This window comes from Aureisphaera sp. (assembly GCF_059726885.1).
This window is the reverse complement of sequence record NZ_AP041051.1, coordinates 2,594,650-2,621,178: the sequence shown is the minus strand read 5'-3', so window position 1 is coordinate 2,621,178 and position 26,529 is coordinate 2,594,650. Positions and strand designations below refer to the sequence as shown.

Sequence of the window (26,529 nt, the reverse complement as noted above, 5' to 3'; positions counted from 1 at the left end):
GATGAAAACAATTTACACCTATATCATATTATTAGTGGCAACGGGCACTTTATTCGCCCAAGCACCACAAAAAATGAGCTATCAAGCGGTCGCCAGGGATTCTGGGGGCGCTCTAATAACAGATACCTCCATTGGAGTACAAATTAGTGTCTTGGAAAGTTCTGGAACGGGAACTGCAGTATATGTTGAAACCCATACCCCAACTACAAACACTAACGGACTATTTACAATTGAAGTTGGAGCCGGTTCAATCGTCTCGGGCGACTTCACTACTATTGCCTGGGGAAGCGACAGTTTCTATCTTAAATCTGAAATAGATCCGTCCGGAGGAACAAGCTATTCAATAGAAGGTACCCATCAATTGCTGAGTGTACCGTATGCCTTGTTTTCGAACAACACCGAAAATGGCAACACCTTAGAACAAGCCTATGATCAGGAAATGACCACCTCCCCTTCTCCTAGGACGATTAATGCGGATGACGGAAGTATCGAAATTATCGCAACAGGCAATCGGGCTGTAGAAATTATAGCGGACCCTGCTGCTGCCTTTGATGGATTGCACATAACATCGGCCGGAGCTGGTACAGGGATTACCCTTCAACAGGATGGGACGGCCAATGCTATGAACATTTTTACTACCGACTCTGGAAAAGGTCTAGACATCAATAATTCTGGAATTAACAGAGGACTGGACATAGAAAACACCAATGTTGCCAATATCGCTGAAGTTGTAAGAATTGATAATGATGGAATGGGTGATGCCGTGAGATTGGACAATGTGGAAAGCGGTGGCGGAAATGGTCTAAATCTAATAAACGATGGCGGTGGTGATGCTATCACAATTGATAATGCAGGAGCAGGAGACGCCGTATTTGTAGATAACACCGATAGTGCAGGTAGTTTTGCCATCTCGGTTAACAACGATGGTGGCTTCGCAGCAGTAGACATTTTGAACGATGGCGGTGGAGCAGGTCTTGATATTGAGAATGATGGCGGCGGTCATGGGATTGGTGTTGTTCAAGCAGGAGCAGGAAACGCGGTAAATGTGTTGAATGATGGTGCTGGTATTGGGGTGAATATTGTAAATGGTATCACTTCACCTTTACAGGGGGATACGAATAGAAGAGGTGGTGGTGAAGCCTTGAAAGTTTTTCAAGGTGGACCAGGGAAAGCATTATTTGTAGATAATGCAGGCCTTTCCAATGGGATACATGTTTTTAACGGAGATCCGGGAAATGCAGCTTCAGCAGTTAAGATTGAGCAAGGCGGAATGGGAACTGGTTTAGAAATAGACAATGGAGGGCCTGGAAAAGCAGCACATTTCTTCAATGCTGTTCCCGTAAATATTGCAGAAGTATTAATGGCCTCGACAGCTGGTTTGGGAACCGTTGGTCTATTTACTACCGAAGATAATGATATGAATGCCTCCTCGACCATTGTGGCCAACAATATGGGGAATGGTAGTGCCGGGGAATTCTTGATTATGGATGATGGACCGGACAAAGAGAATGACAAGCCTGTAATCATGGCCCTTTCAAATGGTAAAGGTCCTGGAATTTTCGTCGACCTTTCCAACGACCTTGAAGGTATAGATATTAATACCGAACCAGCTATTTCAGCCTCTCATAAGGGATTTGGTAATGCGGCATTTCTGGAAACTACCAAATCGGACAATACAGCTTCGACATTGGAAGTAAAGAACAATGGTGCAGGTTATGCAGCTCATTTCGACAGCTATGACAATCCTTTAGAAGATGTGGAAACTACTTTGTATGTAGAGCAAGGAAACGCCTCTACGGTAACCACTAAAGGACAAGCTGCTGTATTCGATCTTCATCCTGCAAGTTCTCTGGCCGATTCTGCTGTTCTCATCCGTTCGGGTTCTACATCGGCTGGATCAAGCGCGCTGCGTGTCATACCTGCAGATCCCACAAAATTAGCTGGGGTTTTTGAAGGGGATGTAATGGTAGCATCCGATATAACAATTGGAGGTACCATGAGTGCCGCGGCAAAGGCATTTAAAATTGACCATCCCTTAGACCCAGACAACAAATACTTGGTGCATAATTCGATAGAAAGTAACGAACGCATCAATATTTACAGCGGAAATATTAGTACAGATGAAGAGGGTTACGCCATTGTACAACTTCCAGAATACATGACCGCCTTGAACAAAGATTTCAAATACCAACTAACAATCGTTGATAAGTCCTTTGCTCAAGCCATTATCTGGGAACCTTTGCAAAGTGAAACGAATTCATTTGTGATTAAAACCAATACACCGAACATTTCGGTAAGTTGGCAAGTAACCGGGACTCGTCAGGATACATGGGCTTTAGAAAATCCCATGCAGGTAGAAGTGGAAAAAAATAACGGATTTTAATTTTAGTTTTCATAATTTGGAAAGAGCCGCCCCTACAACTTAGCTAACATACATCGGGGCGGCTCTATCCTATTAAACTCCTCATACTCCTTGTCATTATTTACTTTCCTTGTATAGGATAATCTCCCTTCTAATTTTGCAAATGACACCTACCATTAAAAAACAGAAATATCATTATCTTAGGGCTAACAATGCACCCATACCCATATGATAAAACATTCTATCCTTTTGGCATTTGTTTGTTTAATAGCCTGTAAGTCTCCCCAAAAAGAAAACGAAGTCGAATCGCATACCACCGTTTGGACCCATGAGTATCAAGCAATTTCGCAACTCGGGGACACCCTATATTCCAAACCCCCTTCAGAGAAGATAACGAACCAACTTCAGGACAAGAAACTGGCCTACGACGCAAATTCGGAAAACCTTGAAAATATTATTTGGTATGGACGTTTCACTGCTTATTCAGGAAATTATAGAAAGGCCATTGAAATTTACAGTCAGGGATTGGAAAAATTTCCCAATGAATCCCGCCTCTTACGTCATCGTGGACATCGCTATATTACCGTTCGTGAATTCGACAAAGCCATTAGCGATCTAGAAAAAGCTGCTGAACTCATACAAGGGGTAGAAAATAAAATTGAAGAGGACGGTCTTCCCAATTCATACAATATCCCGGTGAGCACACAACACGGCAACATCTATTACCACCTAGGGCTTGCACATTACTTGAACCGTAACCTAGCAAAGTCCGCCGAAGCTTTTAAGAAATGTCTAGCAACCTCCCACAATCCAGACAATGTAGTTTCTGCAACACATTGGGTCTATATGATACACAGAAGGTTGGCTAAAAATCAAGAGGCTCAGGGTTATCTAAAAATAATCCATCCCGAAATGAAGGTTTTGGAAAACACTTCTTACTATCAGGCGTGTTTGTTGTATAAAGGAGACCTGGAATTGGATGATATCTATCCCACAACAAGTGAAAATTCCCCAAGCAATAGTGCATTGCAATACGCCGTTGGCAACTGGTATTGGTACAATGGGAATATAGATCAAGCCAAAGGAATCTATCGAACCTTAATAGCCAATGAGGATTGGGCCGGGTTTGGTTTTATTGCAGCGGAAACGGATTTGGCCAAACCGTACAATATGCAATAATTGGTACTTCACATAGAAAATTAGTGTACCTTTAATTCACAAACCAAAACTAAACAACCTATGAGAAGTAAATTTTTAGGGTTGATGGCACTCCTCTTTTGTGGAATGGCCACAGCCCAGATTTCAGTATCAGGAACTATCACTGATAGCAATAATGTAACCCTTAATGGGGTGAACATTGTAGAAAAAGGAACCAACAATGGAGCAACATCCGATTTTGATGGTAATTATACCATAGATGTTGCAAGTGATGCCACGCTAGTTTTTAGCTACGTAGGATTCGAAACACAAGAGATTGCTGTAGATGGACAAACCTCTATCGATGTCAGCATGGTCGAAGGATTTGCTCTGGATGCAGTTCAATTAGTTGGGTCTAGAAGCCCAAAGCGTACTGCCACCGACACTCCTGTTGCAGTTGATGTTATCGATGTAAACGACGTGGTAACCCAGGCGGGGCGTATTGAAATTAATGAGCTATTGCAGTATGCAGCTCCTTCATTCAACGCAAACAAACAATCTGGGTCAGATGGTGCGGACCATATAGATCCGGCATCCTTACGGGGTCTAGGACCCGACCAAACCCTTGTACTTATTAACGGAAAAAGAAGACATTCCTCTTCCTTGGTTAATATTTTTGGTACACGTGGACGGGGAAATACAGGTACCGACCTTAATGCAATCCCAACTTCATCTATTAAAAGAATCGAAATACTGAGGGATGGTGCTGCAGCGCAATACGGTTCGGACGCGATTGCCGGAGTTATCAATATAGTACTCAAGGACAACACAGACGAAGTTTCCGGATTCCTTAGCTATGGTGCTTATAGTACCGATGCAGATGTGGATACAAGTGCTTTCGCCGATGGCAACTATGGGGTATGGAATACAGATGGTTTCCGTTTGGACACTGAAAGGGATGGCAATGCCATTGGAGACGATCAGAGTTTTGATGGAGGTTCAGTAAAAGCGGGACTTAATTATGGCGTGGCCCTTGGAAAAGATGGAGGGTATGCCAATTTCACGGCAGAATACCTTAGTAAGAATAAAACACTTCGCCCAAGTTTCGAGTTCCGTAAAGGATTTGGGGAAGCCGCTATCGATGGATTCAATTTCTTCGGAAACATGGCATTGCCAGTTGCTGAAAACACAGAAATCTATGCCTTTGGTGGCAGAAACTATAGGGATACCGACGCCTTTGCTTTTACGCGTAACGGAGGTGCCCGAGTAATTCCTTCTATATACCCAGATGGATTTACACCTCGAATTACTTCAAATATAATTGACAACTCGGTCTCTGTAGGTGTTCGCACCCAATTAGGGGACGAATGGAAAGCGGATATTAGCAATACATGGGGTAAGAATAGTTTCCATTATTTCATTAAAGGAACATTAAATGCTTCATTGGAAGACGCCTCCCCTACCGATTTCGATGCTGGAGGTCATACGCTTAGTCAGAATACGGTGAATTTAGACTTCTCTAAGTACTTCGATAGTGTGGCCGAAGGGTTAAACTTCGCTTTTGGAGCCGAATACAGAACTGAAAACTTTACCATCTTTGCTGGTGAAGAGGGATCTTATGGTACCTATGACGAAAATGGAATATTAATTACAGATCCATCCAGTCAAACCCAACCCATAGATCCAGATTCTGGCGACCCAAGACCAGGAGGGTCACAGGGATTCCCAGGATATAGTCCAGCAAACGAAGTAGACAGAAGCAGATCTAACGTTTCGCTATATGCGGATGCAGAAATCGATATTTCAGAAGCCTTTCTTTTAAGCGGTGCTGCACGTTTCGAAAATTATAGTGACTTTGGAAGTACTATTAACGGTAAGCTAGCTGCCCGTGTTAAGGCCTCGGACAATATTAATGTAAGAGCCTCCTTAAGTACTGGGTTTAGGGCACCTTCGCTGGTTCAGATTTACTACAACCTTCGCTTTACCAATTTTGTAGGTGGCGTGGCATTAGAATCTGTGCTTTCTCCTAACAATAGTCCTGTTACTGCTGCCTTTGGAATTGGTCCTTTAGAAGAGGAAACGGCATTCAATGCCGGATTAGGAGTTACCGCTAAATTTGGAGATTTCACGGCTACGGTAGACGGTTATTTGATAAATATTAAAGATCGAATTGTACTAACAGGTAATTTCGACGCTTCCAATATTCCTGGTGTAGAAGCCGCACAATTTTTCGCAAATGGTGCAGATACGGAAACACTTGGACTGGATGTGGTTCTTTCATACAAAACACAATTAGGTGATGGTACATTTGGCGCCACTTTGGTTGGGAATATGAACGATATGGAAATTTCCAGTGTAAATAATGGAAGTTTGGATGAGCAAACTTTCTTCGGAGAAAGGGACAAGGCTTTCTTATTGGCATCGGCACCAGATAGCAAATTTGGTTTAAATCTTACCTATACCCTAGAGGATTGGAATTTTGCCCTATCAGGAACACATTTCAGTGAAATAGAATTGTTGGATTTCCAGATGTTTGAAGATCCAGCGGATTACGGTGGGTTCGATAATCTGGTAGAAGCGGCTACAGACACATATGGCGCTAAGTTCGTTACCGATGTAGCTCTAGGATACAAACTATCCGATGGCCTTAAAATAAATATTGGAGCCAACAACTTATTAAATGTCTATCCCGACCAACAGGATGATTGGACCGAAGCAGGTGGATATTGGGATTCCGTTCAAATGGGCTTTGGTGGTGCTTACTACTTTACCCGATTGGATTTCAGTTTCTAACCGATTACAACACAAGTTTAAAAGACCTCGCTAAATGCGGGGTTTTTTATGTATACGGCAATTATTCAGGTCATTAACTCAACATAAAATCATTAGTTTTCATCTATGAACTATTTCACTATATTTGGATAACTAGCTGACTCTTTGTATTATGAAAAGATTGTTATACCATTCCTCCCTACTGCTTTTTTGCTTTGCTTTTCAGGCAAATCATGCCCAAATTCAATTTAATGAACAAGCCACAGCACTAGGGTGTTCAGGATCATCCTATGGCACAGGAACCCTTGGAGGGGGAATTTCTTTTTTCGATTTCGATAATGACGGATGGGATGACATAACAGTATCATCCGAATTAGGGGAAGGCGTAAGGTTTTATAAAAACATGGGCGGGAATTTCACCGAGGTAGACTTCGGTATTTCAGACCATCTTGGGGAAACAAAAAGTGTGGTTTGGGTAGATTTCGATAATGATGGGGACTATGACTTGTATTTTTCGAGCAATTCTGATGGCAGGGCACTTCATGAAAATGATGGAGACATGAACTTTACTGATATTACGGAAGCTGCTGGATTATCTTCTACACAACTTCATGATTGGGGTGCTTCCTGGGGAGATTACAATAAAGACGGATTACTAGACCTATTTCAAAGTTCTAAATGGGATGATGGTCCTAATTTTCACAACAAAATCTACAAGAATAACGGAGATGGTACCTTTACCAATGTCACGGCAGAAATTGGGCTCATTCAGGAAGAATACATGAGTTTTTGCGCTTCTTTTTTCGATTACAATAATGACGGCTGGCAGGATATTTATATCGCCAATGATAGACACCTATTTACAAATCTAATGTACGTGAACAACGGGGACGGCACGTATACTGAAGTAGGCAATGCCACTGGAACAGATGTAGCCATAAATGCCATGTCTACCGCCATAGGCGATTATAACAATGACGGTTGGTTCGATATTTACGTGACCAACACCCCTGAAGGAAATGTTTTTTTTAGGAATAATGGAGATGGTACATTTACCGATGTAGCCCCTACCAATGGCACTTTAATGGAGACAGTAGCTTGGGGTGCAGTATACCTCGATGCGGATAATGACGGCGACCTAGATCTGTATGTTAGCAGTTCATGGACGGATCCCGATGTGGCACTTACAGCAGCTTTCTATGAGAATGATGGGACTGGGAATTATACCATTCCCGACAATGCAGGCTTCGAAAATGATGAAGCGAAAAGTTACGCTAACGCCATTGGTGATATAAATAATGATGGCTATCCGGACATGGTCGTACTTAATTATGAACCCGATGATATTTACGTTTGGAAAAACGAATGCCCCGAAGATTACAATTGGATGAAGGTAAAGCTACAAGGGACCCAGAGCAATAGACAGGGAATAGGTTCTGTTATTGAAATTTCGGCCAATGGTAATCTCCAGTACAATTATACCCTATGTGGCGAGGGTTATTTAAGTCAGAGTTCGGCAAATGAGTTTTTCGGTATTGGTGATGCCACTTCCGTAGATTATATAAAAGTGACATGGCTAAGCGGTATTGTGGATATCATTGAAAATCCTGATATCAATTCCCACATTACTATAGTGGAAGGAAGTACTTTGAGCATTGACACCAACAGTATCCAACAATTTAGCCTATCTCCCAATCCTAATAGAGGCTCCCTTCAAATACAACACCCAGAAATGTCTTTCCACATAAATGTATCTGTGTATGACAGTAACGGCAGGGAACTTCTTGTAAAAACCCTTAATAGTGGTAAAGAACATTTAGATTTAACTAGCCTTGCTACAGGTTTGTATTTTGTGGCTATTGAAAGCGAAACCTTAAGGGAAGTCCACAAGGTGATTTTGGAGTAATCCGAAAAGAACTTGTTTAGTTAACGATTCTTGTTTTTTTCTTCAATCCAACGGCCCATAAATTTTGTAGCCTGAATTGTTTGGTGCTGCAGTATCTGTCCCATAAAGTGTTCTTGGCGATGTTCCTTCAAATTGTTTTGCAGGATTCGAATTGAAGCCATAAATGCTTCTGAAAAATGTTCTTTTTGAAAACGTTTTGCAATGATCTGCCAACCATTCTCTTGACTCCTCAACCATTCGTCTTTATCCGAATAGAGCCGAACAGCGTCGGCTACAAAATCCTTGCTGGAATCGGCGATCATTCCTGCAAATTCAAATTTCCCTGTAATCCCTTCTGCCCCAATCCCTGTAGTAATGGATGGAGTTCCACATTGCATGGCATCGACCAATTTGCCCTTAAGTCCTGCCCCAAAACGTAGAGGAGCAAGGCATACTCTAGCTTTAGCAAAGGCCTCAAAAGCATTTTCGGCCCACCCTTTTATTAAAAACCCTTCCTTGGGATTATGCATTTCGCTGATATACTGCGGCGCATAATTCCCATAGATAGACAAATCCGAATGGGGTAATTTTTCCCTTATGGCTGGCCAAATCTCCCTTTTTAAGTACTTGACCGAATCCACATTGGGTTCGTGCATTAAATTACCAATGGTCATAAAACCCTTCCGATCTTCGAAGGAAGGCAACCCATTTTGTTGTTCTTCTGAAATAGGTGACAACAGAAAAGGAAGGTAATACAGAATCCCTTCAGGAATGCCGAAGGTTTCCCTTAGCAATTGCATCTCGAACTCCGAAATAATGAGTGATACATCGCAACGAAGAATACTGGCCAATTCCCGCTTGGCATACTCCGAATAAAGGTTCAGGGGTTGGTCTTTTTTAATGGCTTCTTCGCGGGCCTTCCTAAGAAAATGCAAGTCTTCCGTATCTAACAACCTTAGGGCTTTTGGGCATTGTTCTGCCACTCTCCATCCAAATTTTTCCTCCGTAAAGTAACGATCAAAAATTACAATTGAAGGGTTTAATTGGAATACGAAATCGTCGAAACTCTGGTTGTTAAGTCGAATGGAAACCTCTTCAATCCCAAAGGAGTGTAGTTCAGTCGATTTATTGGAATGCCCTGCTGTACTTGCAAATGTTATCTCATATCCATTCTCTTTGAACAACGCAATCAATTGCATCATCCTACTCCCTGCAGCTGTAGATACAGGTTCAGGAAAGGTATGGCCTATGATGAGGAGTTTTGATTTCAGTCTTCTTAGTATTTCAAATTATATAGGTAAGTCTACCGAAGCCATTTTAATTTGGGAAGTCCCTTCTCCGGCCACAGTCCATGCCACATATAACGTATTCCCTACTTTTTCCAATTGTGGAAATCCGCTGGCACGTTCTGCACTGGTTATGGCAATGGTTTGAGGATTGCTTTTGGTTCCATCCAGATTTACGCGAATTAACTGGATCACCTCATCATCCCCTTTTGGCTCCATCCAAAGTACGGCCGCCTCGGTTTCGGAAAGCATCAGGATATCTACCCTGCCCGTAGCATTTCCAGCATCGATTCGGATCGCTTCCGAAAAGGACTTTGTGCCATCATTAGAGAAAGCAACATTTACTTCTCCTTCCTCATGGGCTGCCGTAAACCAAGCTACCGCTGTTGCATGATTAAAGGTGTCGATTGCCGGACCATTTACTGGGCAACCGGCAATTTTCCAGTTATCATTGCCAATGGTTCGAGGCTGACTCCAATTAGATTCCATGCTCCAATCGACTATGGAAATATCCCTGATCTCATCTTCACTTCGATCGCGATAAGCAACTATGATCTGGTCATTGGGTCCAATAGCCAGTGCGGTGTTGCAACAATCGCAAACCCGTTCGTCTAATAAAGTATCATAATCTATCGTGCCATCTTCGAAAACAATGGCTGCCCTTAAGGTCATTTGACCACCACCATGTTCCTTACCTACGGTGTCCCTACCATCTAACCAAGTAACCACAAATGAATTGTGTGCATAGGGTTGTATGGACACAAAACCATGTTCGCTTTTGGTACCGTCCTTGTGTAGTATAAAATCCTTTATCCATCCATTTGATACAGGTTTATACAAGTTTAGTTTTATATCATAAGTATAGGTTCCCGAATCCGATTTTTGAAGATAACTGGTTAGGATTCTACCGTTGTTTTCGGCTATATTGGGAAAATCTGCCCAATTGGTGAACCAATCATTTCCTTGAGTGATTTCGGTCTCGTTGTACCATTCATTGTTAACATAAATGGCGTAATTTAAAACGTCCATAGAATCCTTACGGGTAACCCAAGAAAAATACAGTTCTTTCCCATTACTGAACAATCTGGGTAATTGGCTGTTTTCTTCGGATGGATTTTGCAGTTCGACGACCTCTACGGTTAGTTTGGGTTCATTTCCCTTGCTTTCTTTGTTATTTACACAAGACACCAATAGCAGTCCGAGGCAAAAATGTAGAAATAGTTTCATAGGTGAGTTTAGGATAGGGAGTTTTGTATAAAGGAACAAATATTTTCCGGATCTCCTTTTTCAATGGGATGGGGAACACCCTGTAAAATTTTCAATTCGGCATTCGACAACCACTTCAATACCTGTTCTGTTTCTTCAAGGCCAACCATGGTATCTTCCGATCCTAATCCCAGATAAACCTTAGTTTTTATTTCCTTAAAATCATTTGCAGTTAGTGCTGCACCATTTCCCAAATCCAACATCATCTTAGCCGTTTGCAGCATGACTTCTTTCCAATCCAAAGGTTCGTGATCTTCCTTCATCTTTTGTGCAAAACGCGGTACCTTCTCAGCTATCACATCTGGATTTAGCATTTTCACTTCTTTGGCTGCAGATTCTGGCGTCCAATTAAATTTGGTTCCCAAGGTTACAATCTTATGGAAGGCGCTTGGTCTATTCAGTGCAAGTTGTAATGCCACATACCCTCCCATACTGTAGCCAAAGACATTTATGCCTTCTATATTGTGTTTCTGAAGAAAATCCTCAGTATTCTTCACAAAATGTCGCATCGAATAAGAATCGTGGTTTGGCACGCCTCCATGACCCTCAAAGTTGAAGTCCAGAAGATCAAAATGCCCTTTAAGCAAGGGTTTTAGAAGATTGAATTGATTACGGGTACCCAAAGCACCATGCAATAGGAGCAGTTTTGGTTTCATAACGTATATTTTGGGCCGATTGGCTTATTGCTCTATGACCTTACCATACAGGTCGAAATCTTCTGCCGCAGTAATTTCGATGGAAAAGAAATCACCGGTACGAAGATATCCTTTCTCCGCAGGGATAAGGACTTCATTATCCACATCTGGGCTATCAAATTCTGTTCGACCTACGTAATAATTGCCTTCTTTGCGATCGATAAGCACTCGGAATTTCTTCCCTATTTTCTGCTGATTCAATTCCCAGGAAATTTGCGACTGAATCTCCATGATCTCATTGGCACGTTGCATTTTTACATCGGCCGGCACATCATCTTCCAAATTGTATGCATGCGTATTCTCCTCGTGGGAATAGGTAAAGCAACCCATCCGTTCAAATCTCTGATCGATAACCCACTGTTTTAGGGTCTGGTAATCCTCTTCGGTTTCGCCAGGATAGCCAACAATTAATGTGGTTCTTATGGCCATTTCAGGGACTGCGCTTCGGAACTCGTCCAGTAGCTTATTGGTCTTCGCCATGGTAGTACCCCTGCGCATGGATTTTAGAATAGGATCGGATATATGTTGAAGGGGAATATCTATATAATTGCACACTTTTGGTTCTTCCCGCATTACCTTTAAAACTTCCATGGGGAACCCTGTCGGGAAAGCGTAGTGCAATCGGATCCATTCAATCCCTTCTACTTTGGCCAATTCCCTAAGTAATTTTGCCAATGCGCGTTCCTTATATAAATCCAAACCGTAATAGGTTAGGTCCTGAGCGATAAGTATTAATTCCTTTACACCATCTGCCGCTAATTTTTGGGCTTCGACTACCAGGTCTTCAATGGGGGTAGATCTATGCTTTCCTCTCATTAATGGGATGGCACAAAAGGAACACGGGCGGTCACATCCTTCCGCAATTTTTAAATAGGCATAATTCTTAGGAGTGGTCGTAAGTCGTTCCCCGATCAATTCATGTTTATAATCGGCTCCCAAAGCCTTCAATAGTCCGGGTAATTCTGTAGTACCGAAATATTGATCTACATTGGGAATCTCTTTCTGTAAATCGGGTTTGTAACGCTCACTAAGACATCCGGTTACAAAGACCTTATCTACAATACCTTCCTCTTTCTTCTGAACAAACTCCAATATGGTATTTACACTTTCCTCCTTGGCATTATCTATAAACCCGCAAGTATTAATAACAACGACATTACCTTCTTCTTCATGCACTACCTCTTTGTTATTAGCCTTTAGTTGCCCCATCAACACCTCACTATCATAGATGTTCTTGGAGCACCCTAGGGTAACTACATTTATTTTATTCTTCTTTAAGGTCTTCGTGCGCATGCATCTGCTTTTGAGGTGACAAAGATAATTCTTTGCTCGCTATTTGTTTATCCAAATGGATTAATTCGTTGCAATAATTGATAAAGCAACGCTTGCCCCAAGAATAAGTAGAACAACGAACCTATTAAAACGATATAGAACCATTCTTTCAGGTGTTTTTCATTTCTAAGAAGGCGCCAACTGCCAATTGAAATAAGTACCCAAATAGCAATGAGAAAATATAAGGGAAAGGCTGTATAATCTGCTAAATACGCAGGTATAAGGGGATTCCTTGTGGTATAGTAAGCTTGGAAAATGGAAACAATATAACTTCCGATTTTGAAAAGACTGAATAGAAACACCAACTTAATTAGCAAGTCCTTCCACCAAGTACTAATTCGAAAGGACATCTTACTTAAAGAAAGAATCTACAAATTCAAATTTATTAAAGACTTGTAAATCCTCAATCCCTTCACCTACGCCGATATATTTTACGGGGATCTGAAACTGATCGCTAATTCCTATAACAACGCCTCCCTTGGCAGTACCATCCAATTTCGTAACGGCCAGGCTGGTTACTTCGGTGGCCGCAGTAAACTGTTTGGCTTGCTCAAAGGCGTTCTGGCCAGTGGACCCATCTAATACCAACATTACATCATGAGGAGCATTCGGAATTACTTTTTGCATCACCCGCTTCACTTTGGTCAACTCGTTCATTAAATTTACCTTATTGTGCAAACGTCCCGCTGTATCAATGATAACCACATCGGCATTCTGGTTTACGGCACTCTGCAGGGTATCGAAAGCCACGCTGGCGGGATCACTACCCATTTCCTGCTTTACAATAGGAACATTGGTGCGATCTGCCCAAACTTGTAACTGATCTATAGCCGCCGCCCTGAAGGTGTCTGCTGCTCCCAAAACCACGTTCTTTCCGGCATTCTTAAACTGATTTGCCAACTTACCAATGGTAGTCGTTTTTCCGACTCCATTAACCCCAACTACCATGATAACATAAGGGCCATCGGTTTCTGGGATTTCTATTTCGGTGGCATTACCCGTATTGGTTTCGCTTAACAATCCGGCGATTTCTTCGCGAAGGATTTGATTCAGTTCGTCTGTTCCCATGTATTTGTCCTTGGCCACACGAGCTTCGATACGGTCAATAATTTTAAGGGTGGTATCTACCCCTACATCACTTGACACCAATACTTCCTCCAGATTATCGAGTACGTCATCGTCTACCTTGCTTTTTCCTGCTACGGCTTTAGACAACTTATCGAAAAAGGAGCTTTTGGACTTTTCGAGTCCTTTATCTAGGGTTTCTTTTTTCTCTTTTGAGAATATTTTTTTGAAAAAGCTCATAATGAGTTTTACGTTTTAAAATTGCGTTAGGGATTGAACCAAACTACCATGTAGTAGTGAAAGCCCGGCCCTCCGGAGCTCTGGGCAAGGAGGGAACGCCCACATTAGTGGCGATGTCAAAAATACAAAAAGCCACCTTCGTAAAAAAGTGGCTTAGTGTAATATTGTACGGGTTGATTATTGTTTCTTCAACCAATCGTTTACTTGGTCTGGAGCCATAATAGACTCTACAAAAACATATGCGCCAGTCTTTTCAGACTTAACCATTTTTATCGCTTTGGTTAAACGCTTCGATCCTGTTTGTAACGATGCTACTGATTTCTTTGCCATGACGCTTAATTATTTAATTTCTTTATGTACTGTCATTCTCTTCAAGATTGGGTTGAATTTCTTCAACTCCATTCTGTCCGGAGTGTTCTTTTTATTCTTTGTAGTGATGTAACGAGAAGTTCCTGGCATTCCAGACTCTTTGTGCTCTGTACACTCTAATATAACTTGAACTCTGTTTCCTTTCTTAGCCATCTTAGTAGACTTTATAAATTAATGCGATTACTGCTTCAAAAAGCCTTTTTCACGGGCTTCTTTTATTACGGCAGAAATACCTTTCTTGTTAATGTTCTTTAATGCAGCAGTAGAAACACGTAGGGTTAACCACTTGTCTTCCTCTGGAATATAGAAACGCTTCTTAACCAAATTTACGTTGAACTTGCGCTTTGTCTTGTTCATCGCGTGAGAAACATTGTTCCCTACCATTGCTTTTTTTCCCGTAAGCTCACAAACTCTTGACATTGTACTCGCTTTTATAGTTATTTTTAAACAGGGTGCAAATTTAAGCAAATAATTTTGTTTGACCAACAAAAGAAATTTAGTTTTTAGAAATTTCTTTCAGCAGCATTTCGAAGGCTTTGTTGACCGATTTTTTGATCACCCTTTCCCGTGCCTTTCCAAATTGGAATTTTTCGGAAATCATCTTCTTTGGAGTAGCTATAGCAATGCATACCGTACCCACTTCGTCTGCGCCATCACCTTTCGACGGGCCTGCGATACCGGTGGTTGCAATCGCATAATCACTTCCAAAGACCTTGGTCGCTTGTTCTGCCATCGCCTCGGCCACAGGGATACTTACCACATTGTGCTTTTTTATAAGTTCTGCATCGACCCCTAAAATGGACGTCTTCAATTCGGTCGCATAGGGAATTACGCTGCCCCTGTAAAAAACAGAGGCCCCAGGATGCTGGGTAATTTCCTGCGCAAGGGCTCCCCCGGTACAACTTTCGGCTAGGCTCAATGTGAGTCCTTTTTGCTGCAATAATGCTCCAATGGCTTCGGTTACGGAAGTCTCATTTTCATAGCCAACTGCAATATCTGCCACCATTTTATGAAGCTCAAGCATTTTGGCATCAACCTCATCTATTAATTCTTTCTCATTATCACCTTTGGAAGAAAGTCGCAAACGGACCCTTCCCAATGAAGGAAGGTAGGCCAGCTTAATACGCTTTGGCAAAGCATCTTCCCAATCGGATATACGTTCGGCAATAGTACTCTCGCCCAGTCCGTAGGTGAGCAGTGTTTTATGATAAATATAAGGACGATTGTATTTTTTTATGATGGCCGGAACAACTTCATTCTGAATCAACGCTTTCATTTCATAGGGAACACCGGGCATGGATACAAATACCGTCCCTTCCTTTTCCATCCACATTCCGGGTGCCGTGCCGTGCCGATTCTTCAATACCTTGGCCCTTGAAGGCACCAAAGCCTGTTTAAGGTTTGCTTCGACGGGTAATTTGTTAAAGTACTTTTTGAAAAGAAATTCAATATGTGCCTTTACTTCTGGGTTTTCCACCAATGTGTCATCCAGAAACTCACAGAACGTCTGTTTGGTGATGTCATCTTTTGTTGGGCCCAATCCACCAGTTACCAAAACCACATCTACACGGTTCTCAGCTTCTTCTAATGCATCCAATATATGCTGACGGTCATCCTGAATGGATGTTATTTGATATACCTGTATACCAACTTTGTTCAGTTCTTTACTAATGTAGGCTGAATTGGTATCTACGATCTGACCAATGAGGATCTCATCTCCAATGGTAATTATTTCGGCTAACATCTATTGTAGTTCGAAATCTTCTTTTAGTTCATCAAAAACCCTATGAAGTGTAGTAGAAACAAGTTCAATGTGCGGAAGTACGCTATCGGTACTTTTGGAAGTTTTTGTCCAAGATTCGATCCCTGTAATTTGTTTTAGCAAATCAATCCCGAACATTTCGATATTCGGTTTCATTTTGTGTGCAAACTGGTATGCCAACTCCTTATTGTCATTGGCGATCGCTTCTTCTAACGATGACAGATCTGGTGGAATTTCATCAAGAAAGGTCTGCGCCACAACAGCCATAAATTCCTTATCCCCTCCCGAAATCTCATTGAGACTGTCTACAGAATATAATGTACTCATACGATTACTTAACTTTTATTGAAAACAACTCCGTTTCTTCGATATAGCCCGTTAGAACGTCGTTAACATCTACCCTACCTACACCAGATGGAGTGCCCGTAAATATAACATCTCCGATCTTTAATGTGAAATATTTCGATATATATTCGATTAACGCATCAATTTTCCACAACATTAAGTTCGTATTGCCCTTTTGCACTACATTTCCGTTCTTTTCAAGGCTAAAATTGATATCATCTACACTGCTAAACGTAGTTTTGGGTAAAAAATTACCAACAACCGCTGCGCCATCGAATCCTTTTGCCTTCTCCCAAGGGTGCCCTTTTTCCTTTAATTGCTGTTGGAGATCACGTGCGGTAAAGTCGATCCCCAATCCAATTTCATCGTAATATTTGTGTGCGAACTTTTGCTGGATATGCTTCCCAATCTTCTTTATCTTCACTAATACCTCTACTTCATAATGCACATCGTTGGAGAATTCAGGTATGAAAAAGGGGTTCTTTTTCAGTAAAATTGAAGTATCTGGCTTCATAAAAAGGATGGGGTCCTTGGGCCTCTCATTGTTCAATTCCTCTATATGCGCCGCATAGTTCCTTCCTACACAGATTAGTTTCATAAACGGTTTAGAATTTATTATTGAGCTTACTAAGCTTAACCCTTGTCAATATCTTTTTTGTATACAATGGAAAATCGGCATTCAATAGCCACCCGAAATAGCCTGGTTCTTTCTCCAGAACATCCTCTACCAATTGCCCTTTGTGTTTTCCAAACATAAAGACTTCTTTGCCTTCTTTGGTATAACCAATATATCCGGCAAAATCGGCAAAGTTCTTATGCGCACTAAATTTGGACAGCCATGAGATGTCGTTTTCAAGATCGTCATACCTATCGAGCTGAGCTTCTAACACCTCAAAAGTGGCAATGGTATCTGCTTCTGCACTGTGCGCATTATCCAGGTTTTTATTACAATAAAATTTATAGGCAGCCTCTAGGGTTCGCTTCTCTTTTTTATGAAAAATAGTCTGTACGTCTACGGCAAGGCCTTTCTTGAGATCGAAATCCACATCGGCTCGAAGCAATTCCTCCGCCAGCAACGGGATGTCGAATCGATTCGAATTATACCCAGCTAAATCACTATCCTTCATCATGGTGTGTACTTTTGGCGCCAGCTCCTTAAAAGTGGGTTCACTGGCAACCATTTCGTCCGTAATTCCATGTATATCGCTTGCTCCTTTGGGAATTGGAATCGTTGGATTTACCCGCCAAGTTCGTCCTTCTTTATTGCCATTGGGAAATACTTTTAAAATAGAAATCTCAACAATCCTGTCTGATGCTACACTCACTCCGGTAGTCTCAAGGTCGAAAAAACAAATGGGTCTGGATAACTTTAGCTGCATGGTACGATTTATGCTACAAAAATAACAATTGTTACTTTTGCGCTATGGGGATTATTTCAAAAGTTATCATCATTTTAAGCCTGTTATCAAGTGTCATTGCCTTGGCTCAAGACGAAAAGGTATCTATTCATGAGAAAAAGACGGGAAAACGTCTTGTTTTGATGGCGGAAAACAAAACAGGAGACACCTTGAATGTGTTTTTGATGGTTCATGCCGAAGGGTATCGCAGAAGTGCAGATAAACCCGTAATTAAAGACTTACCTCCTTTTTCGAAAACCCCTATGATTACGCTTATTGAATTGAGGGAGGTCCCCTCTTCATATACGTATGACCTTATCGTGAATAAAGCGCTGGAAAATACCGAAAACAGAACTGCAGAAACAGAAGTGGTCGATATTGAAAATGTAGTTAAAGGTAAAATGGTCATCTTCAGATTGACGAATTGCCAAAAATGTGACCAACTAGCCTCCGTTTTGAAGGAAAGGAAAATACAGCACAGGGTATTCAGTATTGAAAATGACGGAGCACTTTACGCACAGTTTATGTCATTTATTGATAAAGAACTGACTTCAGAAACCCGCATTCGGTTTCCCATAATCTGGAATAAGACCTATACGATTTTTGGGTTTGAAGATTTGGAAACTATGCTCCAACAATTGAAAATCTAAACCTCACGGTTCAAATCCCAAGCTTCAAGATAATCGGCAACAGCCTTTACAAACTGTCCGCCCAGTGCCCCATTTACCACTCGGTGGTCATAACTATGGGAAAGGAACATTTTGTAGCGAATTCCAATAAAATCACCTTCTGGGGTTTCAATCACGGCAGGAACCTTTCGAATGGCTCCTAGCGCCAATATACCAACTTGTGGCTGATTAATAATTGGGGTGCCCATGACACTTCCAAACGTTCCTACGTTCGTCACTGTATAGGTCCCACCTTGGATTTCATCAGGTTTTAGTTGATTATTTCGTGCTCTTCCTGCCAAATCATTTACTGCCTTACTCATGCCAACCAAATTCAACTGATCAGCATTCTTGATAACAGGAACAATCAAGTTTCCATCAGGTAAGGCGGCTGCCATACCCAAATTGATATTTTTTCGTTTTATGATTTTATCACCATCCAACGATATATTCATGAGTGGAAAATCCTTGAGTGCTTTGGCAACGGCTTCCATGAAGATTGGTGTGAAAGTAAGTTTTTCCCCTTCCCTCTTCTCATAAGCGGTTTTCACCTTTTTCCGCCAATTCCAGATATTGGTTACATCGCATTCCACGAAACTTTGCACATGTGCCGAAGTGGACACACTCTCTACCATATGATGGGCTATTAATTTACCCATACGTGTCATTTCAATAATTTCGTCTTCCCCATTTACGGAAACGGGTGCTGCTGGTTTGCTCGGTGTTTGCTTAGAAACTACTGGAGCTTCTGCTTTGGCTGGTGGTGTTACCGGTGCTTTTGCCCTGTTCTCCACATAGCCAAGTATATCATTTTTGGTAACCCTACCATCTTTTCCTGTTCCGGGTATGCCATCCAATTCAGTTTGGGAAATCCCTTCTTGGGAAGCAATGTTCTTAACTAATGGAGAATAGAATCGCTCTCCCGAACTTTCGATCACACTTTCCGTGGCTTCTTTGGCCGCTACCACAGTATTCTCAACTTCGGCAACAGCGGCAGGAGCGGCTTGCTCCACTTCGCTTACAGCAGGTGCATTTACGCTCACATCTGCATCTGTTTCTATCACGGCAAGGGTTTGCCCTACTTGAACTATATCGTCTGCTTGAAAAAGAATTTCCACTAAGGTTCCGTCTACCTCACTGGGAACCTCACTGTCCACCTTATCGGTAGCAATTTCCAGCACGGCTTCATCTGCTTCAATCGTATCACCTACATCTTTAAGCCAGTTGGTAACGGTTGCTTCTGCAACACTTTCCCCCATTTTCGGTAATTTCAGTTCAAATCTCGCCATAACGCTAGAAACTCGGTTTTAATTTGAGTGCAAAATTAATAAATTTTACGTCTTTTTGTTTTAAATAATTCAAAAAATATGGTCGTAAACCCTATCAAATTACGAATATGATAATTAGAGTGCTAAAACCCCACCTTTCTCATCACTTTGATCACTTCCGATGATAAAATTACAACCTGGCGGCTTAATACGGAAACTGTTTTCCTTGTTTTTTAGCAATTGCATTACACTGAAAATCTGACCATATGAAATGTACTCTACGTCGAATACACAAAGGGTCTCATGAAATGTCGCTCGTTCCAAAATCATTTTGGAGGCTGATTTTACCGGTAGATCAAATTGGGTCGAAACTTTTTTCAGTAAACCAATATTCTCGGTAAAAACAAGCACTTCTTTGTGCTGAACAGGCCTAATGCTCTTCTTATTCTCTTTAAATTTTCTAAGTAACCTGGCCAATTTTACCCCAGCACTCACGGAAAAATTCAGCAATGGATTGCCACTAAAATGCTTTCCATAAAATATCTTCATGGCTCCGTAAAAGCGATTGAGATAGGCAGTGTCTTTCTGCGTACTCTCACCTTTATAATGGAGCATAGAAAGACTTCCCAAATAATAGTTTTTGTAACCGGCCTTCAATAATTTATAGGATAAATCAATATCTTCCCCGTACATAAAATAGTCCTCATCGAATCCCTTTACCTCTTCGTATACCTTTTTCCGTAGTAACATAAAGGCGCCCACCAATACTTCGATCTCCCCTTGATCTTTTTCACCCAAATAATTAGCGTAATATCCATTCTTACTGTTAGTCCTTCCTATCATCTTTAGCAATGACCGCTTGGGTGTAGGTACATTGCGTTTACTTTCCGGTAAAAAATTACCTGTGCCGTCCATTAAATTAATCCCCAAAGCACCTAGGTCCTCATGTTCTTCTGCATACTTCAACGCACTACTGAAGGTATGCTCGGCAACAGCAGTATCTGGATTAAGAATACACACATACTCCCCTTTTGCCAATGCAACCCCCTGATTATTGGCTTTACTGAATCCTACATTGTCATTATTCTGAAGTAAGGTCACATGGGGAAACTTTTGCTTAACCATGTTGCAGCTTTCATCCTTTGAGTCATTGTCCACCACGATTATTTCGGCATCAATTCCTTTCAAAGACCGTTCTACACTAATAAGACACTGCTCTAAAAAATAGTGGACGTTATAATTAAGAATGACAACTGATAATTTCAAGGTATCATGAATTTTTCAGGGAGGATTCAAACGGAATTCTATGAAGTATGCTTCTCCCCAAAGTCACCTCATCTGCATATTCCAATTCGTCACCTACAGAAATTCCCCTTGCAATAGTAGACGTTGTAATATCGCTACCTTTTATCTGCTTGTAGATGTAAAAGTTCGTAGTATCACCCTCCATGGTAGAACTGAGTGCAAAGATAAGTTCATTTACAGAGCCACTAACTACTTTTTCGACCAGGGGAACGATTGTGAGATCGCTTGGGCCGATGCCATCCATAGGGGATATTTTTCCGCCTAGTACATGATAATGCCCTCTATACTGGCTTGTATTTTCAATGGCCATTACATCCCTAATATCTTCTACTACACATATAATAGATGCATCCCGGTTTGGGTTGGCACATATTTCACACAGCTCTGTATCTGATATATTATGGCAATTCCTACAAAAATTTATGGACTCCCTTAGACGTAGAAGGCTATCTGCCAGCTGTTGCGTTTGCTCGGAAGGCTGTTTCAACAAATGCAAAACCAACCTAAGTGCCGTACGTTTACCTATGCCAGGTAATTGGGACACTTCTTGTACAGCATTTTCCAATAGTTTCGAAGAAAACTCCATAGGTGAAAGTTGACGGCAAGATAAAAAAAATGCTCCAGAAACCCGAAGGTTCACTGAAGCATTCATTAATTTATATAAGGTTGACTACTGCTTGATAAGTCGCTTAGTCACCGTTCCAAAATCGGAATTCATTCTTACAAAATAGATTCCCGTGTTCAATTGGGAAATATCCAGTGTATGTCTTCCATTAATTTCTACATTGGCTTCATAAATCATCAACTTACCTGCCATATCGAACACACGAATATCGGTTTCCATAGCTTCCGTTAGTTGAATAGTAATTTCGTTGGCCGCAGGGTTCGGCAATAAAGCAATTTTCTCATCGGTAAGAACAGTATCTTCCGCACCTAAAATGATGGTACCATATTGTGTCGGCGAAACCCAAAGACCCCTTCCATAGGATCCAGCATAAATTTTACCCTCGGCAAAATTGATTTCCATCTCATTGATGATCACATTGGGTAGATTGTTGAAATACGGCTGCCACTCTGTAAATGTATTGTCTATATAGTATATTCCGTAATCCATTCCTACATAAAGACCATCTTCACCATTGTTATCCCAAACCACAGATAGTGATTGGAAATCCGGTAAGTTCATTAGATAAGAATTCCACGTCTGCCCTCCATCGTTAGACACATATACTTTTCCGGAACCATTGGTCGCCACAGCTACTGTGTCCGGATCTTCAGGGTGAATTGCTATATTATTTATAACTCCACCAGGGATAGGCAATTGTTCCCAGTCGGTAGCTCCTCCATCTGACGTACGGAATATAAATCCACCTCTGGAGGCATAAATTACTTGATTGTTGGTTGGAGCGATTTTCATTTCGTCCAAACTCACAGAGAAATCTTGAGAAATAGGACCCGCCCAACTATTTCCGTAGTTGGTTGATTTATATACCCTATCGAATCCTACATAAATAACTCCATCGTCTACAGGATCCTGTTCGAAAGGGGTTACCCAGTTTCCACCTCCTGGAGGAGGCTCAGGCAAATTGGTAAGCGATGCTCCTGCCGTGGTTGTTCTGTACATTCCACCAAATTGAATCATAGCAAACATGATATCGGTGTTGTTCTTGTCAACAAATCCTTCCATGCCATCGGCACCAACCCAATCGATCCATTCTCCGGTAGTCTCCGAATAGAAAGTTGATCCATTATCTTGGGATCCACTAGTTACCACAACATCTTCTGTTTGGGAAATCCCAATTTTATAGAGCTGTCGAATTCCAATTCCATCGGTTAAATCTTCATACATGGTTTCACTTGTAACGGCTGGTGTAGCAGCTTTAAAAATCCCTCCATCGGTCCCAACATATAAGGTTCCTCCTGAGAACTCTAAAATATCTACATCGGCATGGCAATATCCTTTATTAGCGGACGCGGCATCGAAAGGAATCCAATCACTTGTATTTGAAAAGTTCTGACCTCCATCTAGGGAACGCCATGTTAACACACCAGCAATATGTACCTCATCTACATCATTGGGATTTACAGCAATATCCATATCCCTTGGTGCTTGCCCTCCAGAATCGAATCCATTGGTGTCATAACCAAAATAGTTTCTTCCTGCATGTGGAAGCTCGGTAAACGTAGCTCCGCTATCATCGGATCTATAAATGCCCCCAAATTGATTACTATCGGCATCTACAACATATAGGACATTTGGATCATCTGCTGAAACTCCCATCATTTTAGCACCACCATCAAAACTTCCAATTGGGCTAAAGGTTGCTCCTCCATCGGTAGATTTCTGAACTCCAAGTCCAGATGCATATACCGTGTTGGTATCGCCAGGCTTGAACTCAATATCATATCCACCCGAAGTAGCTACCTGACTCCAATTCGTTCCACCATCAGTTGTTCGGTAAATACCCGTATTGCTAGAGGAAACAAAAATCATATCCGAATCGTTAGGATTGATCAATATTTTATTCACCACAGAACTACTCACGTCCCCAATTTCATTCCAAGTAGCACCTGCGTCGGTTGATTTATAAATAAGACCAGATTGCGATCCGAAGTAGTAGGTATCCGAATCATTAGGATCTATAGCCACGGAATATACATATAGGTTTGAGAAATAATCTCCCATGGGTGTCCAAGTAGCACCTCCATCTACCGTTCTCCAAACTCCTCCTGTATTGGCACCTACAATAATGTGGTCTCCATCCGTTGCATCTACAGCCACTCCAGTAATTCTACCCACACCAGGACTCCAAGCAGTAGAAGCATTCCACGTATCTGGACCTAGTTCTTCCCAATTATCATTTAGGGAGGCCCTGCTGTCTGCAGTATTATTAAGGTAGGCATTGTAGCGCTCCAACTCAGCAAGTTTATCCGTAATTGGAATTAAATAACCTTGCTCGTTCATTAAACGCTTGGCCATATATTCCCAGCGCTTAAATTGTTTGTAACCAGATCCTCGACCTTTGTCTTTATCTGCAAAGTAGGTTTCAGCGTTTTCCACAATTTCGGCTACCGAATAGGTTCCTTCTTCGATCATCGTAAGATACTCCTGAGCAGAAACCGAAGAGCAAAATAACGCAGCAAATGCGCATAGTAAAATTTTAATTTTCATAGCATTACATTTTATTTGAAAAAATTGGATTTTTCAAAAATAGGAAAAAAACGCTCGCAATGAGTCAATCTTTGTATTTTTACCCTGCTACCATAACAATACCTATATGCAACCCATTCACATCCTATTATTGATTGCTGGTTATTTCGCCGTCCTTATGCTTATCTCTTATTTTACCGGTAAGGACGATAGCAATGAGGTGTTTTTCAAAGCTTCGAAGCAATCTCCATGGTATTTAGTAGCATTTGGGATGATAGGTGCATCCTTAAGCGGGGTTACCTTTATTTCGGTCCCAGGCTGGGTAGAAGGATCTCAGTTTAGTTATATGCAAGTAGTGTTTGGCTATCTGGTGGGGTACTTTGTTGTGGCTTACGTATTGCTGCCTATTTACTACAGGCAGAATGTTACTTCGATCTATCAGTATTTGGAAGATCGGTTTGGAAAGGTAAGTTATAAGACGGGGGCATTTTTCTTTTTCATATCAAGGGTATTGGGGGCCTCTTTTCGTTTGTTTTTAGTAGCTATTGTCTTACAACAATTCGTTTTCGATGCCTTCGGAATCCATTATGTGATAACGGTGATCATCTCCATTTTACTGATCTGGATCTATACCAATCGTGGCGGAATAAAGACAATTGTCTGGACAGATACCCTACAAACATTGTTCATGATTGTAGCCGTTTGCCTCTCCATTTATTTTATCACCAGCGAATTGAATTGGAGTTTTGGTGACTTTCTCGCATCGGATGAATTGAAGAATTACAACAAAACGTTTTTTACCGATAGCCTTTTGGCAAAAAACCACTTCTTGAAATCGTTTATTGGCGGGATGTTCATTACGATTTGTATGACGGGTCTTGATCAGGATATGATGCAAAAGAATCTAACCTGCAAAACCCTCAAGGACGCTCAAAAAAACATGGTTTCATTCAGTATTGTGCTAGTAGTTGTGACCTTCTTATTCATGCTATTGGGAGCCCTTCTTTATATCTATTCTGATAGATTCGGAATTGCAATCCCTTTAATGGACGGGAAGCCTAAAACCGATCTTCTATTTCCTGAAATTGCATTAAATGGCGGACTTGGTATTACTCTGGCCGTAACTTTTTTCCTAGGACTCATCGCCGCTGCCTATTCGAGTGCAGACAGTGCTTTAACTTCGTTGACCACCAGTTTCTGTGTTGACTTTCTTGATTTGGAAAAACTTCCAGAGGCCAAGCAAAAGAAGTTACGAAAAAGAACCCATATTTGGATGAGCGTTCTTTTGGTCATTGTGGTAATTGCCTTCAAATATATATTAACGAGCAATGTCATTAATAGTCTATTGGTGGTGGCCGGATATACCTATGGGCCTTTATTGGGTCTCTTTGCCTTCGGAATATTTACCAAGTTTCAAGTAAAGGATAAATACGTTTGGATAGTGACAGGCATTTCGGTATTCATCACATTTATTTTGGGAAATATACCGGCGGAATCCCTTGGTGGATATCAAGTGGGTTATGAACTATTGCCAATTAATGGCCTCATTACCTTTTTGGGCTTAATATTGATTCGTTCCCAAAAGAACTAAGGTACAAGCTACATCGACCTCAATATCATTTTCCCTAAGCAACTCGTAAAATTCTGGATTTTCGGTTCCGGGATTGAAAATAACACGCTTTGGTTTTAGCGAAATGATATAATCATAATATTCCGGTTGGTGCTTAGGCCCTACATATAGTGTCACAGTGTCTACATTTTCGAATGGCTCCTTTTCCGTATGGATGGACACACCACTTACCTCACCTTCCCTTAGCCCAAAAGCAAGCACAGGGTTCCCTTTTTCAATCAATCGATGAATTGCAATGTTGGAATATCTGCTAGGGTTTGTGCTGGCACCCAGCACCAATGTGTTTTTCATTCCAATTAATTTTTCTGAAAAGTACAACTTAACATGTGAAGCCAAATCCTAAAACTACGTTAAAATGAATCTTAGATGTAACATAAGTTTTATATGCACGTCTATAGTATAGAAATATTTCTAATTCTTTACTGTGAATTTTTTACGTTGATGGTTAGTGTTAATAATAGCAGTGAAGAAAGCCCGGAGTTCTAGACTTCGGGTTTTTTTGTTAATAAACGTTAAAGTAAAGTGCAAAATGTAACACCATTGATCCTGAAACGTCATATGTGCATTACTTTCAAATTTGCGGAACTAACCAAT

24 protein-coding genes are annotated in these 26,529 nt (G+C 41.3%); 6 read left to right on the top strand and 18 right to left on the bottom strand.

Going from position 1 to position 26,529, the window contains the following annotated elements; all coding sequences use genetic code 11:
* Position 1: 1 nt before the first annotated feature.
* From AC6JAD_RS11410 to AC6JAD_RS11395, 4 genes are all read left to right on the top strand, one after another.
* Positions 2–2,383: a DUF8740 domain-containing protein gene (locus tag AC6JAD_RS11410; protein WP_461303325.1), complete on the top strand. Its 2,382-nt coding sequence runs from the start codon at positions 2–4 to the stop codon at positions 2,381–2,383.
* 207 nt (positions 2,384–2,590) lie between these two features.
* Positions 2,591–3,541: a tetratricopeptide repeat protein gene (locus AC6JAD_RS11405; protein WP_461303324.1), complete on the top strand. Its 951-nt coding sequence runs from the start codon at positions 2,591–2,593 to the stop codon at positions 3,539–3,541.
* A 60-nt stretch (positions 3,542–3,601) separates the two neighbouring features.
* On the top strand, positions 3,602–6,292 hold the full coding sequence (locus AC6JAD_RS11400) for a TonB-dependent receptor plug domain-containing protein (protein ID WP_461303323.1): 2,691 nt from the start codon (positions 3,602–3,604) through the stop codon (positions 6,290–6,292).
* Positions 6,293–6,443: 151 nt separating this feature from the next.
* Positions 6,444–8,177, top strand: a complete 1,734-nt coding sequence (locus AC6JAD_RS11395) for an FG-GAP-like repeat-containing protein (protein WP_461303322.1) — start codon at positions 6,444–6,446, stop codon at positions 8,175–8,177.
* A 20-nt stretch (positions 8,178–8,197) separates the two neighbouring features.
* Here the strand turns inward: AC6JAD_RS11395 and AC6JAD_RS11390 are convergent, their stop codons facing one another.
* From AC6JAD_RS11390 to AC6JAD_RS11330, 13 genes are all read right to left on the bottom strand, one after another.
* The gene (locus AC6JAD_RS11390; protein ID WP_461303321.1) at positions 8,198–9,358 is read right to left on the bottom strand and encodes a glycosyltransferase; all 1,161 of its coding nucleotides are present in this window, start codon (positions 9,356–9,358) and stop codon (positions 8,198–8,200) included.
* Between the two features lie 87 nt (positions 9,359–9,445).
* Positions 9,446–10,669, bottom strand: coding sequence for a hypothetical protein (locus AC6JAD_RS11385; protein WP_461303320.1), 1,224 nt, complete (start codon positions 10,667–10,669; stop codon positions 9,446–9,448).
* Positions 10,670–10,677: 8 nt separating this feature from the next.
* A complete protein-coding gene (locus AC6JAD_RS11380) occupies positions 10,678–11,364 on the bottom strand; it encodes an alpha/beta fold hydrolase (RefSeq protein ID WP_461303319.1) in 687 nt (228 codons plus the stop codon).
* Between the two features lie 24 nt (positions 11,365–11,388).
* Positions 11,389–12,696 carry a 30S ribosomal protein S12 methylthiotransferase RimO gene (gene rimO / locus AC6JAD_RS11375; protein ID WP_461303318.1) on the bottom strand — a complete coding sequence of 436 codons (1,308 nt, stop codon included), beginning with the start codon at positions 12,694–12,696 and terminating at the stop codon, positions 11,389–11,391.
* Between the two features lie 47 nt (positions 12,697–12,743).
* Positions 12,744–13,085: a hypothetical protein gene (locus AC6JAD_RS11370; protein ID WP_461303317.1), complete on the bottom strand. Its 342-nt coding sequence runs from the start codon at positions 13,083–13,085 to the stop codon at positions 12,744–12,746.
* 1 nt (position 13,086) lies between these two features.
* Positions 13,087–14,040 carry a signal recognition particle-docking protein FtsY gene (gene ftsY / locus AC6JAD_RS11365; RefSeq protein ID WP_461303316.1) on the bottom strand — a complete coding sequence of 318 codons (954 nt, stop codon included), beginning with the start codon at positions 14,038–14,040 and terminating at the stop codon, positions 13,087–13,089.
* Between the two features lie 177 nt (positions 14,041–14,217).
* Positions 14,218–14,370, bottom strand: a complete 153-nt coding sequence (locus AC6JAD_RS11360) for a DUF4295 domain-containing protein (RefSeq protein ID WP_461303315.1) — start codon at positions 14,368–14,370, stop codon at positions 14,218–14,220.
* A gap of 9 nt (positions 14,371–14,379) precedes the next feature.
* Entirely contained in the window at positions 14,380–14,562 is a 183-nt protein-coding gene (gene rpmG / locus AC6JAD_RS11355) for a 50S ribosomal protein L33 (RefSeq protein WP_088342152.1), read from the bottom strand.
* 27 nt (positions 14,563–14,589) lie between these two features.
* Complete coding sequence (gene rpmB / locus AC6JAD_RS11350) at positions 14,590–14,829, bottom strand: 50S ribosomal protein L28 (protein WP_461303314.1); 240 nt, start codon at positions 14,827–14,829, stop codon at positions 14,590–14,592.
* A gap of 76 nt (positions 14,830–14,905) precedes the next feature.
* On the bottom strand, positions 14,906–16,153 hold the full coding sequence (locus tag AC6JAD_RS11345; RefSeq protein WP_461303313.1) for a competence/damage-inducible protein A: 1,248 nt from the start codon (positions 16,151–16,153) through the stop codon (positions 14,906–14,908).
* Entirely contained in the window at positions 16,154–16,498 is a 345-nt protein-coding gene (locus AC6JAD_RS11340) for an Hpt domain-containing protein (protein WP_461303312.1), read from the bottom strand.
* 4 nt (positions 16,499–16,502) lie between these two features.
* Positions 16,503–17,114, bottom strand: coding sequence for a fumarylacetoacetate hydrolase family protein (locus tag AC6JAD_RS11335; protein WP_461303311.1), 612 nt, complete (start codon positions 17,112–17,114; stop codon positions 16,503–16,505).
* Positions 17,115–17,121: 7 nt separating this feature from the next.
* Positions 17,122–17,895 carry an exonuclease domain-containing protein gene (locus tag AC6JAD_RS11330; protein WP_461303310.1) on the bottom strand — a complete coding sequence of 258 codons (774 nt, stop codon included), beginning with the start codon at positions 17,893–17,895 and terminating at the stop codon, positions 17,122–17,124.
* A 44-nt stretch (positions 17,896–17,939) separates the two neighbouring features.
* Here AC6JAD_RS11330 and AC6JAD_RS11325 point away from each other — a divergent pair, with 44 nt between their 5' ends.
* Entirely contained in the window at positions 17,940–18,563 is a 624-nt protein-coding gene (locus AC6JAD_RS11325; protein ID WP_461303309.1) for a hypothetical protein, read from the top strand.
* Here AC6JAD_RS11325 and AC6JAD_RS11320 read toward each other — a convergent pair.
* The 4 genes from AC6JAD_RS11320 to AC6JAD_RS11305 all read right to left on the bottom strand — a co-directional run bounded on the left by AC6JAD_RS11320 (position 18,560) and on the right by AC6JAD_RS11305 (position 24,326).
* On the bottom strand, positions 18,560–19,870 hold the full coding sequence (locus tag AC6JAD_RS11320) for a dihydrolipoamide acetyltransferase family protein (protein WP_461303308.1): 1,311 nt from the start codon (positions 19,868–19,870) through the stop codon (positions 18,560–18,562). The two genes, AC6JAD_RS11325 and AC6JAD_RS11320, sit on opposite strands and share 4 nt — an antisense overlap.
* Before the next feature lie 114 nt (positions 19,871–19,984).
* A complete protein-coding gene (locus tag AC6JAD_RS11315; protein ID WP_461303307.1) occupies positions 19,985–21,115 on the bottom strand; it encodes a glycosyltransferase family 2 protein in 1,131 nt (376 codons plus the stop codon).
* Between the two features lie 4 nt (positions 21,116–21,119).
* Positions 21,120–21,740 carry a recombination mediator RecR gene (recR, locus tag AC6JAD_RS11310; protein ID WP_461303306.1) on the bottom strand — a complete coding sequence of 207 codons (621 nt, stop codon included), beginning with the start codon at positions 21,738–21,740 and terminating at the stop codon, positions 21,120–21,122.
* A gap of 84 nt (positions 21,741–21,824) precedes the next feature.
* On the bottom strand, positions 21,825–24,326 hold the full coding sequence (locus AC6JAD_RS11305) for a T9SS type A sorting domain-containing protein (protein ID WP_461303305.1): 2,502 nt from the start codon (positions 24,324–24,326) through the stop codon (positions 21,825–21,827).
* Between the two features lie 106 nt (positions 24,327–24,432).
* Between AC6JAD_RS11305 and AC6JAD_RS11300 the strand changes: the two genes are divergently transcribed.
* Positions 24,433–25,896 carry a sodium:solute symporter gene (locus AC6JAD_RS11300; RefSeq protein ID WP_461303304.1) on the top strand — a complete coding sequence of 488 codons (1,464 nt, stop codon included), beginning with the start codon at positions 24,433–24,435 and terminating at the stop codon, positions 25,894–25,896.
* Here the strand turns inward: AC6JAD_RS11300 and AC6JAD_RS11295 are convergent.
* Positions 25,867–26,226, bottom strand: a complete 360-nt coding sequence (locus AC6JAD_RS11295; protein WP_461303303.1) for a CoA-binding protein — start codon at positions 26,224–26,226, stop codon at positions 25,867–25,869. The two genes, AC6JAD_RS11300 and AC6JAD_RS11295, sit on opposite strands and share 30 nt — an antisense overlap.
* Positions 26,227–26,529 lie beyond the last annotated feature (303 nt).